This window comes from Acidovorax sp., from assembly GCF_016783915.1.
Lineage (GTDB): Bacteria > Pseudomonadota > Gammaproteobacteria > Burkholderiales > Burkholderiaceae_C > Acidovorax.
Genome location: NZ_JADHVT010000006.1, coordinates 57,921 through 74,326 on the forward strand (window position 1 = coordinate 57,921; position 16,406 = coordinate 74,326).

15 protein-coding genes and 1 pseudogene are annotated in these 16,406 nt (G+C 67.7%); 9 read left to right on the top strand and 7 right to left on the bottom strand.

Annotated elements, in window-relative coordinates:
- Positions 1 to 50: 50 nt before the first annotated feature.
- Complete coding sequence (locus ISS20_RS02770; RefSeq protein ID WP_291433468.1) at positions 51 to 1,463, bottom strand: HAMP domain-containing sensor histidine kinase; 1,413 nt, start codon at positions 1,461 to 1,463, stop codon at positions 51 to 53.
- Entirely contained in the window at positions 1,460 to 2,116 is a 657-nt protein-coding gene (locus ISS20_RS02775) for a response regulator (RefSeq protein ID WP_291433469.1), read from the bottom strand. The genes ISS20_RS02770 and ISS20_RS02775 overlap by 4 nt, the downstream gene beginning before the upstream one ends.
- A gap of 138 nt (positions 2,117 to 2,254) precedes the next feature.
- Here ISS20_RS02775 and ISS20_RS02780 point away from each other — a divergent pair, with 138 nt between their 5' ends.
- The 3 genes from ISS20_RS02780 to ISS20_RS02790 all read left to right on the top strand — a co-directional run bounded on the left by ISS20_RS02780 (position 2,255) and on the right by ISS20_RS02790 (position 5,604).
- Positions 2,255 to 2,929, top strand: a complete 675-nt coding sequence (locus tag ISS20_RS02780) for a response regulator transcription factor (RefSeq protein ID WP_056056624.1) — start codon at positions 2,255 to 2,257, stop codon at positions 2,927 to 2,929.
- 80 nt (positions 2,930 to 3,009) lie between these two features.
- A complete protein-coding gene (locus ISS20_RS02785; protein WP_291433472.1) occupies positions 3,010 to 4,461 on the top strand; it encodes a sensor histidine kinase in 1,452 nt (483 codons plus the stop codon).
- A 138-nt stretch (positions 4,462 to 4,599) separates the two neighbouring features.
- A complete protein-coding gene (locus ISS20_RS02790) occupies positions 4,600 to 5,604 on the top strand; it encodes an MBL fold metallo-hydrolase (RefSeq protein WP_291433474.1) in 1,005 nt (334 codons plus the stop codon).
- Between the two features lie 31 nt (positions 5,605 to 5,635).
- On the opposite strand, the gene ISS20_RS02795 is transcribed toward ISS20_RS02790, so the two are convergent.
- From ISS20_RS02795 to ISS20_RS02810, 4 genes are read right to left on the bottom strand one after another with little or no spacing between them, the layout of a single operon-like run.
- Positions 5,636 to 6,379 (bottom strand): DUF6882 domain-containing protein, encoded by a 744-nt coding sequence (locus tag ISS20_RS02795; protein WP_291433476.1) that lies wholly within the window; start codon positions 6,377 to 6,379, stop codon positions 5,636 to 5,638.
- A 15-nt stretch (positions 6,380 to 6,394) separates the two neighbouring features.
- Positions 6,395 to 7,120, bottom strand: coding sequence for an SPOR domain-containing protein (locus ISS20_RS02800; protein WP_291433477.1), 726 nt, complete (start codon positions 7,118 to 7,120; stop codon positions 6,395 to 6,397).
- A gap of 46 nt (positions 7,121 to 7,166) precedes the next feature.
- Complete coding sequence (locus tag ISS20_RS02805; protein ID WP_291433479.1) at positions 7,167 to 8,030, bottom strand: biotin--[acetyl-CoA-carboxylase] ligase; 864 nt, start codon at positions 8,028 to 8,030, stop codon at positions 7,167 to 7,169.
- Positions 8,027 to 8,617, bottom strand: a complete 591-nt coding sequence (locus ISS20_RS02810; RefSeq protein ID WP_291433481.1) for an SET domain-containing protein-lysine N-methyltransferase — start codon at positions 8,615 to 8,617, stop codon at positions 8,027 to 8,029. The genes ISS20_RS02805 and ISS20_RS02810 overlap by 4 nt, the downstream gene beginning before the upstream one ends.
- Before the next feature lie 119 nt (positions 8,618 to 8,736).
- Between ISS20_RS02810 and ISS20_RS02815 the strand changes: the two genes are divergently transcribed.
- The 5 genes from ISS20_RS02815 (at position 8,737) to ISS20_RS02835 (ending at position 14,297) form a co-directional block, all read left to right on the top strand.
- Positions 8,737 to 11,646: a DNA topoisomerase III gene (locus ISS20_RS02815; RefSeq protein ID WP_291433483.1), complete on the top strand. Its 2,910-nt coding sequence runs from the start codon at positions 8,737 to 8,739 to the stop codon at positions 11,644 to 11,646.
- Entirely contained in the window at positions 11,646 to 11,876 is a 231-nt protein-coding gene (locus tag ISS20_RS02820; protein WP_291433484.1) for a hypothetical protein, read from the top strand. Before ISS20_RS02815 ends, ISS20_RS02820 begins: the two co-directional genes overlap by 1 nt.
- A 27-nt stretch (positions 11,877 to 11,903) precedes the next feature.
- Complete coding sequence (locus ISS20_RS02825; RefSeq protein WP_291433486.1) at positions 11,904 to 12,242, top strand: DUF4124 domain-containing protein; 339 nt, start codon at positions 11,904 to 11,906, stop codon at positions 12,240 to 12,242.
- Between the two features lie 188 nt (positions 12,243 to 12,430).
- Positions 12,431 to 13,414 carry a glycerophosphodiester phosphodiesterase family protein gene (locus ISS20_RS02830; RefSeq protein WP_291433487.1) on the top strand — a complete coding sequence of 328 codons (984 nt, stop codon included), beginning with the start codon at positions 12,431 to 12,433 and terminating at the stop codon, positions 13,412 to 13,414.
- Between the two features lie 130 nt (positions 13,415 to 13,544).
- Positions 13,545 to 14,297 carry a tyrosine-protein phosphatase gene (locus ISS20_RS02835; protein WP_291433489.1) on the top strand — a complete coding sequence of 251 codons (753 nt, stop codon included), beginning with the start codon at positions 13,545 to 13,547 and terminating at the stop codon, positions 14,295 to 14,297.
- Positions 14,298 to 14,333: 36 nt separating this feature from the next.
- Here the strand turns inward: ISS20_RS02835 and ISS20_RS02840 are convergent, their stop codons facing one another.
- Complete coding sequence (locus ISS20_RS02840) at positions 14,334 to 15,659, bottom strand: MFS transporter (RefSeq protein ID WP_291433490.1); 1,326 nt, start codon at positions 15,657 to 15,659, stop codon at positions 14,334 to 14,336.
- Between the two features lie 212 nt (positions 15,660 to 15,871).
- Between ISS20_RS02840 and ISS20_RS02845 the strand changes: the two are divergent.
- Positions 15,872 to 16,406: pseudogene (locus ISS20_RS02845) on the top strand (DUF2130 domain-containing protein); the annotation flags it as partial.

The window sequence follows — 16,406 nt, forward strand, 5'->3', positions numbered from 1 at the left end:
GGGCGAACCCAAAGGTCTGCGCAGAGGGGGAGGCTGCCGGGCGCGGGTTGTCAGCCCGCCACCGGCCAGCGCAGCGTGAAGCCCACGCCCCGCCCGTGCAGCCCCGGCCCCAGGCGGACCTGCCCGCCCAGGTGGCCGATGGCCTGCTCCGCAATGGTGAGCCCCAGGCCCGATCCGCTGCTGCGCGCGCGTGGCGAGCGCCAGAAGCGCTCGAACACCCTGTCCTGCTCACCGGCCTCGATGCCCGGGCCGTCGTCGGCAATCCAGACCACCACGTCGCCGCCTTTGTGCATCACCCGCAACTGCACCTCGCGCCCCGCGCCTGGGCCGCAGCCATGCTTGAGCGCGTTGTCCAGCACATTGCCCAGGGCGGACCAGAGCAGCTGGCGGTCAAACGGCAGCTCCAGGGTGTCCGGGCCGTCGAGCGACAGCTCAACGCCCAGGCCCTCGGCCCAGCCCGCGCGCTCTGCCAGGCAGTCCTGCAGCAGCGCCATCAGGTCCTGGGGCGCGGTGTTGTGCAGCGCGGGGGCTTCTTCGAGTGCCGCCAGCGTGAGCAGCTGTTCGCTCAGGTGCGCGGCGCGCTGCACGGCGCGCGTCAGCGCCTCGCTGGCTTGCGCGCGTGCGGGGCCTTCGGGGGCTTGCGCCAGCACATGGGCCTGGGTGGCGATGACGGCCATGGGCGTGCGCAGCTCGTGGGCCGCGTCGTGCACCAGGGCCTTTTCGCGCGCCAGGTGGGCGCGCAGGCGGGCCAGCAGCTGGTCGAACGACTGGGCCAAGCCGTGCAGCTCGCGCTGGGGCGGCAGGTGCTGCAGCGGCCGCAGGTCGTGGGCCGAGCGTGCGGCGATCTGGGCGCCCAGCCGCGCCAGCGGGCGCAGCCCCGTGCGCACTGCCAGCCACAGCGGCAGGCCCACCAGCGGCAGCGCCAGCAGCACCGACGCCGCCAGGTCTTCGCCCATGAAGCCCAGCAGCCGCGCATCGGCCAGGCGGGGCTCGGCCACCACCACGCGCCAGGGGCCCGTGCTTTCCCATGCCACCCAATGGGGTGTGCCGGCCACGTCCATCGCGGCATGGCCTGCGTCGCCTGCCAGTCCCACCGCGTGCACACCGGCCGCACTGCTGTGCAGCAGTTGGCCTGTGCGGTCCTGCAGCTGCAACAGCACCGAAGTGCCCTGCAGCAGATCCACCTTTGCGCGCATGGCGTTGAGGGTGTGGGCCATGCCGTGCACCAGCGCGCGGGCCTCGGCGGGCTGGTCCAGGGTGGCCAGCGCCCCCGCCAGCCCCTGCGCGAGCTGGCGCACGCCGGGGTTGGTGTCCATGGCGCGGTAGTGGGTGATGGCCGCCTGGCCCAGCAGCACCAGCCACACCAACGCCATGGCCGCGAGCAGCGCCAGCAGGGTGCGGCGCATAAGGCTCGGGCCCCACCAGCCGCGTGGGGGCGCGGGGGTTTCGGTCGGTGGTGTCATGGCTGCAGCCGATAGCCCACGCCACGCACTGTGACCACGCGCTCCGCGCCGATCTTCTTGCGCAGATTGGAGACATGCACCTCCAGCGTGGCGGCGTCCAGCGCGTCGCCCAGGGGTTCGAGCCGCTGGGCAAGCACGTTCTTGGCAACCACCTTGCCTGGTTCGCGCGCCAGCTCCACCATCAGCCGGAACTCGCGCGGCGACAGCGCCAGGCGCTCGTCGCCCAGCCAGGCTTCGTGCCGCCGGGGCGCCAGGCGCAGCGCGCCCAGCGTCCACTCCTCGCTGGCCTGGCGCGCACTGCGCCGCAGCACGGCGTGCAAGCGCGACAGCAGCTCGGGCACGTCGAAGGGCTTGAGCACGTAGTCGTCGGCACCGCCGTCCAAGCCGTCAAGCCGGTCCTGCAAGGCGGTGCGGGCTGTGATCACTATCACCGGCAGGCTGAGGCCCGCGCGGCGCCAGCGACGCAGCAACGCCATGCCCTGGCCGTCGGGCAGGGTCAGGTCCAGCAGCACGGCGGCAACCTCGTTGGCGTCGGGCAGGGGCGGCGTGGCGGCCACGCTGCGCAGCCATTGCACAGTGAAGCCGCCCTGCTGCAGGGCTTGCAGCAGGGCCTGGCCCAGGTCCAGGTCGTCTTCGATGAGCAGGATGTGCATGGCCGCCATTTTCCGTGTCCCAAGCTTGCAGCCAGCCAAAGGCGCCGGACAGGGAGCTGGCGCCTAAAATCCTCGCACAGGCAGACAATGACGACACAGGCCCGCCCACGGGCCGTACCACCCAAGGAGACAGTCCGCATGCGCATCCTCATTGCCGAAGACGACCAGGTGCTGGCCGATGGCCTGCTGCGCACGCTGCGTGCCTCGGGCGCCGTGGTGGACCATGTCGCCAGCGGCAGCGAGGCCGACGCGGCGCTCATGACCAACAACGAGTTCGACCTGCTCATCCTGGACCTGGGCCTGCCCAAAATGCATGGGCTGGAAGTGCTGAAAAAGCTGCGCGGCCGAGGCTCGGCCTTGCCGGTGCTCATCCTCACTGCGGCCGACAGCGTGGAAGAGCGAGTGAAGGGCCTGGACTTTGGTGCCGACGACTATATGGCCAAGCCCTTCAGCCTGCAGGAGCTAGAAGCCCGCGTGCGCGCCCTCACGCGCCGGGGCATGGGCGGCACCAGCAGCGCCATCAAGCACGGCCCGCTGGTGTACGACCAGGCGGGCCGCGTGGCCACCATCGACGGCAAGATGATCGAGCTGTCCGCCCGCGAGCTGGGCCTGCTGGAAGTGCTGCTGCAGCGCGCCGGCCGGCTGGTGAGCAAGGAGCAGCTGGTGGAGCGCCTGTGCGAGTGGGGCGAGGAGGTGAGCAACAACGCCATCGAGGTCTACATCCACCGCCTGCGCAAGAAGATCGAAGGCGGGCCCATCCGCATCGCCACCGTGCGCGGCCTGGGCTACTGCCTTGAGAAGATCCCCAATTAACTATCAAAACGATAGCAGCTTGTGCATATGAATCTGGCGCTATCGGGTGTTTTGGCGTCAAAAATGCCACGGCGGCCGCTGTGAAGATCTTCCAGCGCGAGCAGCGCTCCCTGTTCGGCGAAATCCTGGACTGGATGCTCACGCCGCTGCTGCTGCTGTGGCCTGTGAGCCTGGCGCTGACCTGGCTGGTGGCGCAGGGCCTGGCCAACAAGCCGTTTGACCGGGCGCTGGAGTACAACGCCCACGCCCTCGCCCAACTGGTGAGCGTGGTGGGCGACAAGGCGCAGTTCAACCTGCCCCAGCCCGCCAGCGAGATCCTGCGGGCTGACGACTCCGACATCGTGTACTACCAGGTCATCGGCCCGGGCGGCGAGTTCCTCTCGGGCGAGCGCGAACTGCCCGAGCCCCCGAGCGACGAGGTGCCCCTGTCGGGCGAGGTGCGGCTGCGCGATGCCGAGATGCGCGGCATCGACATCCGCGTGGCCTATATCTGGGTGCGCCTGCCGCTGAAAGACACGCCGGTGGCGCTGGTGCAGGTGGCCGAGACGCGCGAAAAGCGCAGCGTGCTGGCCACCGAAATCATCAAGGGCGTGATGCTGCCGCAGTTCGTCATCCTGCCGTTGGCCGTGTTGCTGGTGTGGCTGGCGCTGGCGCGGGGTATCCAGCCGCTCAACCAGCTGGAGCAGCGCATCCGCGCACGCAACCCCGACGACCTCTCGCCGCTGGACGACCGCACCGTGCCGCTCGAAGTCGCGCCGCTGGTGTCGTCCGTCAACGATCTGCTCACGCGCCTGAACGACTCGCTGGCCACGCAAAAACGCTTTCTGGCCGATGCCGCCCACCAGCTCAAGACCCCGCTGGCGGGCCTGCGCATGCAGGCCGACCTGGCCCAGCGCGAAGGCACCAGCACCGAAGAGCTCAAACGCTCGCTGCAGCAGATCGGGCGCTCCAGCATCCGCGCCACGCACACCGTCAACCAGCTGCTGGCGCTGGCCCGGGCCGAGGGCAGCGGCGTGGGCATTGCGCGCCAGCCGTGCGACCTGGCACGCCTGGTGATCGAGGTGGTGCGCGACTCGGTGCCCCGCGCGCTCGACAAGCACATCGACCTGGGCTACGACGGTGCGGAGCCCGGATCGCCGGGCGTGCTGATCGACGGCAACCCCACGCTGCTCAAGGAGCTGGTGCGCAACCTGGTGGACAACGCCATCAACTACACACCCTCCACGCCCGACAAGCCCGGTGTGGTCACCGCCCGCGTGCTCGCCGACACCTTTGGCCATGTGCTGCTGCTGCAGGTCGAAGACTCGGGCCCCGGCGTGCCCGAGGCCGAACGCGAGCTGGTGTTCCAGCCGTTCTACCGCGCCCTGGGCAGCGAGGCCGACGGCTCCGGCTTGGGCCTGCCCATCGTGCTGGAGATCGCCAGCAAGCACGGCGCCGAGGTCACGCTCGAAGACGCGCGCCCCGGCCAGACCCCGCCCGGCGCACGCTTTAGCGTGCGTTTTGCGGCGCGGGACGTGGTGGCGGGCAGCTGACCCGGCAGCTGGCGCATCAGCCAGCAAAGCCGGCGCGCCGCAGGGTTGATGCGCAGGCAACCCGCCACAGCACCGGCCATCCGGCATCATGCGACCCCAGAGCCTGTTCCAAGTTTTTTGCACCGACACAGCCCCCCGATGACGCCATCGCCTCGCCGCTTTGCCAACACGCACCCCGCCGTGGTGATCGGCAACTTCCCCTGGTACGAAATGGTCTGGCGCTCGCTGCGCGGCGATTTCAAGCCGCGCAGCGAGCCTGCGGGCGGCTACGGGGCCTTTGCCCGGCAGTGGACGCAGCCCGTGGACCCCGCGCGCCTGGCACAGCGCCAGCAGGCCCCCGTGATCACCTGGCTGGGCCATGTCTCCATGCTGCTGCAGGTGGCGGGCCTCAACGTGCTGATCGACCCCACGCTGTGCGATTTTGCGGGCCCCCTGGGCCGCTTTGGTGCTCCGCGCCGTGTGCCCGCGCCCCTGGCGCCCGAGGACCTGCCGCCCATCGATGTGGTGCTGATCTCGCACAACCACTACGACCACCTGTGCTACGGCACCTTGCGCCGCCTGCGCGACGCGGGCCAGTCGCCCCGCTTTGTGGTGCCCCTGGGGCTGGCCGACTGGTTCACCCAGCGGAGCATGGGCCCGGTCACCGCGCTGAACTGGTGGGAGCACACCGACATCGCCCCCGGCGTGCGCGTGTTTTTCACGCCGTCACAGCACTGGAGCCGCCGCACCCCGTGGGATACCAATGCCTCGCTGTGGGGTGGGTACCTGCTGGAATGGACGCGCCCACAGGCGGCGGCGCCCTGGCGCTTTCTGTTCCCGGGCGACACGGGCTACAGCGACGACTTCAAGGCCATCCGCCAGCGCCTGGGGCCGGTGGACTTTCTGGCATTGCCCATCGGCGCCTATCTGCCCCGCGACTTCATGAAGCCCATGCACGTGAACCCGGAAGACGCCGTGCAGCTGATGCTGGATGTGGAGGCCAGGCAGGCCATGGGCGTGCACTGGGGCACGTTCATGCTGACGCAGGAGGCCTTCGACCACCCGCCGCGCGACCTGGCCGCCGCGCTCGCGCAGCGTGGCCTGCCGCTGGACCGCGTCTGGCTCATGCGGCAGGGCGAGACGCGCGCCATACCGTTGCCATAGCGCTGCACCGGGGTTGGCGCAGCAACCGTGCTCACGCCACGCGCTGCACCGACATCAGGGCCATGTACAAAAAGCCCCGGCCCGTAGGCACGCGGTACACGCCCTGGGCGCCCAGCACCTGCGCGGCCACACCCGACAGCTCCCAGCCATCGGTGGCATCGCCCTTCCACAGCGGCACCGTGAGGTGCAGGAAGCCCCTGGCTTCGCCAAACTCCCGCACAGCGGCAATGCGCGACACGACCGGGGCCTCGTTATGGAAATTGGCCCAGGCCCACAGCCAGGTGCCGCTGGCTTCCGACACCGAGCCGATGAACTCGATGCTGGCCACCAGACGGGGCACACCGCCGTCTGAAAAGGTCAAGGTGCCTGCCGCCTGGTCGTAGTCCCAGCGTTCAAAGTGCGAGATGCCGTGGTCCTGCTCCAGTGCGCGCTGCTTGTCCCGCAGCGCATGGTGCCCCTGTGTCACCGCATCGATCCAGGCGGCTTCGGCATCAGCGTCCAGGGCCTCCACGCTGCGTGCCATGGAGTCCTCGTAACAGTGGTGGCACAGGATCTGAAGATCCAGGCAGTCCGCGTTGTGTTCGTTCCACTCGCCGCCTTGTTTCATCAGCTCGGCGTTGCAGCTGGCACACCAGGCGTCCGGGTAGGGGGTGTCTGGCGACGGCGCATCGCAAAACCAGCGCTGCACCGGGTGGCGGCACAGGTGCCCGCAGACGTAGGTGGGTGCGGCTTCGCCATGTTCACCGCACTGGATGGATGTCGGCTCTTCGTTCATGGGGCGGTGTCTACCTCAGCCACACGTGCGCAGCGTCTTGCCGGCCATCGCGGTGCGCAGCACATCCAGCTGCGCCCGCAGCGCGTCGTTCACTGAGGGCAGGCGCAGCGTGAAGCCGGGGGATTCAGCGCGCTCCTGGATCACGCGGGCGGTGCGCACGCCTTTGTTGCCGAGATTGGCCAGCTCACGCTCGGCCGCCTCCTTGGAGGCAAAGCGGCCCAGCGACAGGCCCAGTTCGAGCGTGCCCCCCGCGCGGTCGTGCTCCACCTTGCGGGCGCGCAGCTCGGCGCGTTTGCGGTCCAGCGTTTCCATGTCGTCAAACCGGCCCATGTAGACCATCCAGCGGCCCGGCACGGGCGTGGGCTCCAGCGTCCAGCTGCCTGAGGGCAAGCCAGCAGCCGCCGTGCGCAGCACTTCGGCCTGGCGGTCATCGAACACGCCGGCCTGCAGGCACTCGGCAGATTCTGCGGGGGCCGGGGCAGCCGGTGTGGAGGCGGGGGTGGGGGAGTCATTGGCGGCGGTGGCCTGGGGTGGGGAAGTAGGGATGGGGGGCGCAGCAGAGGAGGTCTTGCTGGGGTTGACCTTCAGGATCTGCAGCGTCTCGGGCCGGATCTGCTGGTTCATGCGCTGTGGCTCGGACTGCTCTTGCGGCGCGTAGCCAAACTGGCGCAGCAGCCCTTGCGACCACGCGTAATAGCCCGCGTTGGCCAGCAGCAGCACGATCACGGCAAGACGGAGCATGGAGCACGGCCTTTCAAGAACACTCGCATCGGAAGAGGAAGCTGTCTCACACCGGGGGCACCGCCGTCGGCCGGACGCTGATTTCAGAACTGGTGATGGCCTGCATGCCACCGGCTGTGTGCACCAGCAGCGCACCGTCATCGCCCACGCCATGCGCGGTGCCGGTGTGGCCGTCGCTCAGCGTCACCGCGCGGCCCTGCAGCACATCACGTGCCGCAAAGCGGGGCTGCATGGGCGCAAACCCATAGCCCGCAAACGACTGCAGCATGGCCACCAGTGGCGGCACGATGCGCAGCAGGGCGGTGGGTGCGTCCAGGCCCGGCTCCACATCCTGCAGGCTGCCGGGGGGCATGCTCATGCCCTCGGGGCTGCGGGGCAGCACGTTGATGCCAATGCCCACCACCACGTAGCGCGCGGTGCTTGTGCTGGTGCTGGCCTGCGAGGGCGCAGTCTGGGGCGCCACAAAACTGGCCGTTTCCACCAGGATGCCGCCCAGCTTGCGGTCGCCCGCGGCGCCGCCCAGCCAGAGGTCGTTGGGCCACTTGAGCCCCACGCGCGCAGGCTGCCCCGCCCCCAGGGCAGGCAGCACGGGCTGCAGGCTTTCGGCCACGCTCACCCCCACGGCGAGCGACAGGCCGGACCAATCCTGGGGAGCCAGCGGCAGGCCCAAGGACATCATGAGAGAAGCCCCCACATCGCTCTGCCACACCCGCCCCAGCCGCCCGCGCCCGGCGGTCTGCTGTTCGGCCACCAGCAGGGTGGGCTCGCACTGGCCGTTGCGCGCACGGCGCATCAACTCGGTATTGGTGGAGTCGATGGAGGGCTGCACCTCGACGGTAAAGCCCGGCAGTAGCGGTGACACCGCCTCCCAGATGGCTTCGGCGGGCCAGCGGATAGGGGCGGCGTTCACTGGCTACGGCCTCGCGGCTTGGCCTTCCGAGGCGCCTCAGCGGCCTTGGCAGCTTTGGAGGAGGACGGCTTGGACGGTGGCAAGGGCACCGGCGGTGCCCAGCCGCGCTTGGGCGCCAGCAGCGTGCCCCGGCAGTTGGTGCTACCGCACCAGCAGGGGTATTCGGCCTTGAGCTTCTTGGTGTAGCGCTCTTCGATGATCAGGCCGTAGTCGTAGTTCAACTCTTCGCCCGCCTGGATGTTGCGCAGCGCGGTGATGAAAATGCGGCCGTCCCGCTCGTCGGCATAGCAGTTGGGGTTGCAGCTGTGATTGATCCAGCGCGACGAATTGCCGCCGAACTTTGCATCGATCACATGGTCTTCATCCACATGGAAGTAGAACGTGTGGTTGGGTTGCAGGGGGTCGTGCGGGTGGCGGTCCTGGGCTTCCTGCCAGCCAATCACTTCGCCCGTGTATTCCACAAGGACTTCGCCCTCTGCAATATCCTGCACGGCAAAAACGCCCTTGCCGTGCACGCCAGAGCGCCGGGTCTGGATGCGGCGGCCCTGCGCGGGAGACGGGGTTGCAGGCGGTGCGGTGCGGGGCATGGCAAAAACTCTGTTAACTTGAATATGCACACATGCGCGTGCGCGTGTACGCGTGAGGCAACGAATTGTAGAAGCGACCGGCCGGATGCCGGACAGCCAGACTGGCGAGAAACCAAAAAATGACCAAGACCCTGGTAATTGCAGAGAAACCCTCGGTGGCGCAAGACATCGTGCGCGCACTGACCCCCGTGGCGGGCAAGTTCGAGAAGCACGAAGACCACTTCGAGAACGACCGCTATGTAGTCACCAGCGCCGTGGGCCACCTGGTGGAGATCCAGGCCCCCGAGCAGTTTGACGTAAAGCGCGGCAAGTGGAGCTTTGCGCACCTGCCTGTGATCCCGCCGTACTTTGACCTGAAGCCCGTGGACAAGACCAAGAGCCGCCTGAACGCGGTGGTCAAGCAGGCCAAGCGCAAGGACGTGACGCAACTCATCAACGCCTGCGACGCGGGCCGCGAGGGTGAGCTGATCTTCCGTTTGATCGAGCAATACGCCGGTGGCAGCAAACCGCTGGGCAAACCCGTCAAGCGCCTGTGGCTGCAGTCCATGACACCCCAGGCCATCCGCGACGGCTTTGACGCCCTTCGCACCGAGCAGCAGATGGCGGGCCTGGCGCACGCCGCCCGCAGTCGCTCCGAGGCCGACTGGCTGGTGGGCATCAACGGCACCCGCGCCATGACGGCGTTCAACTCGCGCGATGGCGGCTTCTTCCTGACCACCGTGGGCCGGGTGCAGACGCCCACGCTGTCGCTGGTGGTGGAGCGCGAAGAAAAGATCCGCAAGTTCATCAGCCGAGACTATTGGGAAATCCACGCCACCTTCGGCGCCGAAGCCGGCGAGTACCCCGCCAAGTGGTTCGACCCCAAGTGGAAGAAATCGGAAGACGTCGAAGCCCGCGCTGACCGCGTGTGGTCGTCCGCCGAAGCCACGGCCATCGCCAACGCCGTACGCGGCAAGCAGGCCACCGTCACCGAAGAAAGCAAGCCCACCACGCAGGCATCGCCCCTGCTGTTTGACCTGACCAGCCTGCAGCGCGAGGCCAACGGCAAGTTCGGCTTTTCTGCCAAGACCACGCTGGCCCTGGCGCAAAGCCTGTACGAGCGCCACAAGGCCCTGACCTACCCGCGTACCGACTCGCGCGCGCTGCCCGAGGACTATCTGCCCGTGGCCAAGCAGACCTTCGAGATGTTGGCCGACAGCGGCATGCGGCATCTGGCGCCGCATGCGCTCACGGCGCTGAACAACAACTACGTGCGCCCGTCCAAGCGCATCTTTGACAACAGCAAGGTGAGTGACCACTTTGCCATCATCCCCACGCTGCAGGCACCGAGCGGCCTGAGCGAAGCCGAGCAAAAGCTGTACGACCTGGTCGTGCGCCGCTTCATGGCCGTGTTCTTCCCCAGCGCTGAATACACGGTCACGACCCGCATTTCCACGGTTGCCCCGCACAGCTTCAAGACCGAAGGCAAGGTGCTGGTCAAGCCGGGCTGGCTGGCCATTTACGGGAAGGAAGCTGCCGAAGAAGTCGAAGGCGGCAAGGACGGCGACAAGGGCCAGAACCTGGTGCCCGTCAAACCCGGCGAAAGCGTCAACACCCTGGCTGTGGACCCCAAGGGCCTCAAGACCAAGCCGCCCGCACGCTACTCCGAAGCCACGCTGCTGGGCGCCATGGAAAGCGCGGGCAAGCAGATCGACGACGACGAACTGCGCGAAGCCATGCAGGAAAAAGGCCTGGGCACCCCAGCCACACGCGCGGCCATCATCGAAGGCCTGCTGACCGAAAAGTACATGCTGCGCGAAGGCCGCGAGATCATCCCTACGGCCAAGGCCTTCCAGCTGATGACGCTGCTGCGCGGGCTGGAGGTGGAAGAACTCTGCCGCGCCGACCTGACCGGCGAGTGGGAGTACAAGCTCTCGCAAATGGAAAAGGGTCTGCTCAGCCGCGAAGCATTCATGGCCGAGATCGCCGCCATGACCGAGCGCATGGTCAAGAAGGCCAAGGAATACGACCGCGACACCATCCCCGGCGACTACGCCACGCTCGAATCCCCATGCCCCAACTGCGGCGGCGTGGTCAAAGAGAACTACCGCCGCTTTGCCTGCGTGGGCAAGGCAGGCGCAGAAGGCTGCGGCTTCAGCTTTGGCAAATCGCCTGCAGGCCGCACCTTTGAAACCGCCGAGGCCAACGCCCTGCTGCGCGACAAGAAGATTGGCCCGCTGGAGGGCTTCCGCTCCAAGGCAGGCTGGCCCTTCACGTCCGAGATCGTCATCAAGTACGACGACGAGGCGCACAACTACAAGCTCGAATTCGACTTTGGCGACGACAAAAAGGGCGAAGAGTCCGGCGAGATCGTGGAGTTTGAAGACGCCGCGCTGGGCGCCTGCCCCATCTGCGGATCGGACGTGCACGAGCACGGCAGCAACTACGTGTGCAGCAAGGCCGTGCCCACCGCCGCGCAGCCCACACCGAGCTGCACCTTCAAGAGCGGCAAGATCATCCTGCAGCAGCCCGTGGAGCGCGAGCAGATGCAAAAGCTGCTGGAGACGGGCAAGACCGACCTGCTCGACAAGTTCGTGAGCATGCGCACGCGCCGCAACTTCAAGGCCCACCTGGCGTGGGACAAGGAGGCGGGCAAGGTCAACTTTGAATTTGCGCCCAGCAAGTTCCCACCCCGCCCGGGAGCTGCTTCAAAAACAATAGCAACCAAGGCAAAAGCCACTGGCGCTGCCGCCAAAAAAGCCCCTGCAAAGAAGGCCGCAGCCAAAACGACGGCGGCCAAAGCCCCGCGCAAGGCCGCCGCAGGCAAGGCCCCAAGCGCCGCCCTGGCCGCCGTGATTGGCAGCGAACCCGTGGCACGCCCCGAGGCCGTGAAGAAGATGTGGGAATACATCAAGGCCCACAACCTGCAAGACCCCAAGGACAAGCGCACCATCGTGGCCGATGACAAGCTGCGCGCTGTGTTTGGCAAGGACAGCGCGGGCATGTTCGAGCTGGCGGGCATTCTGGGCAACCACCTGGGCGGCGAATGATGCAGATGCTGAACACGGAATACACCGTATCGCCCGCACGGCTCGCACAAGGCTTCTGGCGCACCGCGCTGGCGGCTATGGCGGTTGCAGGTGCGCTGAGTGGTTGCGGCAGCACCTCGGGCGTTGCGCGCTCCAGCGACCCCGCCAGCCAGCAGCAGCCCCAGGGTGCCAGCGGCGTGACCGTGTTTGGCGACATTGACGTGAACGTGACGCGGGAGCGCACCCGCTGACGCACCCTTTACAGGCATCCTCACAGCATGCGCAGCCGCACTGAACGCTCCGCACTGACGGCCATCGCTGTCGTGGTGGTGGCTGCTGCCGCCGCTGCATGGTGGACGAGCGATGCCTGGCTGCCCCGCGCAGGACCGTGGTCCGAGCAGGTGTGGAAAAAGGTCACCCGTCCCGGCCCCGACACCTTGCCGCCCGACAAGCGGCCCACACAGGCGCAGGCCGCACGCACCGGTGCCTCCGCGCCCGCCGCGCCGCAACCGCGTAAGTGTGTGAAAGAGGGCCGCACCACCTACACCGACCAGCCCTGCCCACGTGGAAGCCAGGAGTTACCAGTGGATGGCGCCGTGACCTCACTCCCACCGTAGAGGTTGGCAGCCTGGCGGGCGGAGGCCAGCGTCTGCCATGGCGTGCTGCAGGAACACTGGCCCCACAACCTAGCCATCGCCTCCGTGTCTCCAAGGTTCCTCCCCTGCGGACCTCCGCGCCAACATGTCACGCCGTTGCCATGGCGCCGCCCTAGAGTCGGCCTCTTTTCAGAAACGGAACCGCTGCCATGAAAGCCTTGTCCTCCTTCGCCGCCGCCTGCCTGTCTGCCCTGATGCTGGCCGGGTGCGGCGGCAGTGATAGCGCACCCGCACAACCCCAGGTCATCGCGCACCGTGGCGCCAGCGGCTACCTGCCGGAGCACACGCTGGGCGGCTACGAGCTGGCCATTCGCATGGGGGCCGACTACATCGAGCCCGACTTGCAGATCACCAAGGACGGCGCGCTGGTCGCCATCCACGACGACACACTGACCCGCACCACCAACGTGGCCGCGCTGTTCGCGCAGCGCAACGGCGGCTACAAAGTGTCTGACTTCACACTGGCCGAGATCAAGACACTGACCGTAGTGCCTACCGGCACGGGCAAGACAAGCTACCCGGGCTTCACGCCCAGCTCTGCCAACGCGTTCGCCGTGCCCACATTCCAGGAAGTGGTGGACCTGGCCAAAAAGCAAAGCAGCGCCGTTGGACGCGAAGTGGGCATCTACCCCGAGGCTAAGCAGGCAGACCCCGCCATGGAAGACGGCATCCTCAAGACCCTGGCAGCCAATGGCTACAACGCCAATAGCAAGGTCTTCATCCAGTCGTTCAGCGATGCCACGCTGCGCAGCCTGCGGGCCAAGCAGATCGCGCAGAACAACAAGATGCCGCTGATCCTGCTGGGCGTGGCCACCACTGCACCCGACGGCACCGCACGCATGGGGGTCACAGGCGCCACCGGCGTGCAGGCACTCACGCTCAAGGATGTGGCCGCCTTCAACGAGGGCGTGGGCGTGCTCATCAACAACACTACATACCCAGTCACCAAGTCCTTCATCGACCAGGCCCACGCCGCAGGCCTGAAGGTGCACGGCTGGACGTTCGCACAGGCCGATGCCGCCCCTGCGGCCACAGAGTTCCGCAAGTACCTGGACATGGGCATGGACGGTATGTTCGCCAACTACCCCGACTTGGCCTTGGTCGCCCGCAACGCCTACGTGCAGGGCAAGTAAGCACGGCGGAGCAAAAAGGGGGCCGTCCCACACACGGCGTGCCAGTGATCTGGATAGCCCCCATGCGACAACCGGGCGGGCGCATCTGGGCTAGTCTTGCGGCAACGCCCTGTGCTTGAGCCTCTCGACCATGTCCACTTCTGCCCCCACCCGATCCCTGCCCCTGCGGGGCGCCACCAACTTCCGCGACCTGGGCGGCTACACCGGCCACGGTGGCCGCCCGGTGAAATGGCGCCGCATCTTCCGCTCCGACCACCTGGCGGGCCTCACGCCCGAGGACCAGGCCCTGCTGGCAGACCTGGGCGTGGCCCGCGCGGTGGACTTTCGGGGCCAGGCCGAAAGCGCCGCGTATGCCTACGCACTGCCCGGCGTGGCCTACCACCCACTGCACATCGAACCTACCGTGGTGCAGCGCGCGCTGGAGCTGCAACGCACCGGCCGCCAGCTCACGGCGCAAGACGCCGTGGCCCTGATGCAGGACACCTACCGGGGTTTTGTGCACGACAACGCCCCACGTTTTGCCGAGCTGTTTCGCCTGCTGCTCGCCAGCGATGCACCCACCGTGTTCCACTGCACCGCGGGCAAAGACCGCACCGGCTTTGCCGCCGCCCTCATCCTGCTGACCCTGGGCGTGCCGCGCGACGTGGTCATGCACGACTACCTGCTCACCAACACGCTCTACCAGCGCCCGCCGGGCATGGGCAGTCACGCACCAGAGGAAGTGCTGCGGGTGCTGTGGCGCGTGCAAGAGGAGTTTCTGGACGCCGCCCTGCACATGGTGGACAACAACTATGGCGGCCTGCAGCCGTATCTGGTGGACGTGCTGGGCATGGACGCGGCGGCGCAGAAAGAATTGGCAGGGCGCTACCTGCAGATGGCCTAAATCGCCGATAGTGCCCGCTGGCGGCGCCTGCCCGGCTTACCCTGGGCTGTGCTGCGGCCGCGCTGTCACAGCGGGTTGTTGGCGCACGCGCCAGAACAGCCAGCCCACGATCGACAGGTTCAGCAGATTCCACCCCATGCCGTTCACGAACGCCGCGCGGTAGCTGCCCGTCAGGTCAAAGATCCAGCCCGACATCCAGCCCCCCAGCGCCATGCCGATCAGCGTGGCCGTGATGACAGCCCCCACCCGCGCCCCGGCCTCCTGCGGGGCGAAATACTCGCGGATGATGATGGCGTAAGCGGGCACGATGCCGCCCTGGAACAGCCCGAACATGGCCGAGATGACATACAGCGGCACCAGCCCGTCAAACGGCAAAAACAGCGCCAGCCCCACGCCCTGCAACGCCGAGCCCAGCAGCAGCGTGCGCACGCCACCAATGCGGTCGCAGATCACGCCCGACACCAGGCGGCTGAAGATGCCACAGGCCAGCATCAGCGACAGCATCTCGGCCCCGCGCGCTGCGCCAAAACCCAGGTCCGTGCAATACGCCACGATGTGCACCTGCGGCATCGCCATGGCCACGCAGCACGCGACGCCCGCCACACACAGCAATAGCTGTGCATGCAGCGGTCGCAGGCCGAACGGGCGGCTGCGGTCCAACGGCAGCGCCGTGGGCGCCACACCGTATGCCGTACCGTGCGCCGATGCGACGGGTGCGGCGGGTGGGGGTGCTGCATCCGTCTGTGCCAACGGCGCGCGCTGACGCATGCGCATCGCCAGCAGCAGCATGCCCACCCCACACACCAGGCCCAACATCACATAGGTGTGGCGCCAGCCGATCAGCTCGATGCCGCGCTGCACGATGGGCGGCCACAGAGCGCCCGCAATGTAGTTGCCACTGGCGCAGATCGCCACCGCAATGCCGCGCCGCCGGTTCCACCACAGCGCCGTGTCGGCCATCAAAGGCGCAAACGTAGCCGAGCTGCCAATCAGCCCCATCAGCCCGTGCGCCAGCCCAAACCCCCAGATGCTGCCCGACAGCCCCGCCCACACAAACCCGCCACACACGGCCACCGCGCCCACGCACAGCACCGGCATCAGCCCATGCCGGTCGGCCATGCGCCCGGTCCAGATCCCGCCCAGCCCCAGGCACACCATCATCAGCGTGTAGGGCAGGGAGGCATCCGCACGGCCCACGCCAAACTCGGCCTGCACAGCGGGCAGCACCACCGACACCACATACATGCTGCTGTTGCCCAGTACCACCAGGCCCAGCGTGGTCAGCAGTCGCCACGCGGCTTGGGGGGAGTCGATGAGGGATGCGGGGGCGGCGGCTGAGGTGGAGTCGGGGATATTGGGCATGCGGGGCAATTTAACTGAAGGGGCGGAAAGGCTGCACTTGGTGCAAGCTCACCGTCATTGCGCCGCGCGCATCAGCAGACTCGGGCAGTCCGCAGATGCGTACTTGGCGGTCGGCGCGTGTATGGGACCCTTAGCGCTGATCTGCCATCCCAAAGCGCATCTCCTGCCCGCTATGCTCCCCACCCAATGAAACAAGACACACGGTGACCGCCATGCACGACATCATCTGCCCCCACTGCAACAAGGCCTTCAAGGTGGACGAAACCGGGTATGCCGACATCCTCAAGCAGGTGCGCGACGCGGATTTCGCCGCGCAGTTGCACGAGCGACTAGAGCTGGCCGAGCAGGACAAACGCAATGCGGTGGCGCTGGCGCAGGCCCAGGTGGCCAATGAGCTGCAGAAGTCGGCAGCGGCCAAAGATGCCGAGATTCAGGCCCTGAAGGCGCAGCTGGGCGCGGGCGCGGTGGAGCGTGACCTGGCGGTGGCGCAGGCCCTGAGCGCGGTGGAGAAGCAGCGCGACGCGCTGGCCAATGAGCTGGAGCGTGCGCGGCAGGCGCAGCAGGCAGCAGACCAGTTGGCCCAAGCACGGCTGGCGCAGCAGCTGCAGGGCGTGGCCGCCCAAAAGGACGCCGAGATACAGCAGCTCAAATCACAGCTGGACGCTGCCGAGGTGGCGCGCAGGCTGGCGGTGTCCGAGGCAGTCACCGTGGTGGCGCGAGAGCGCGACGAACTCAAGAACGACCTGA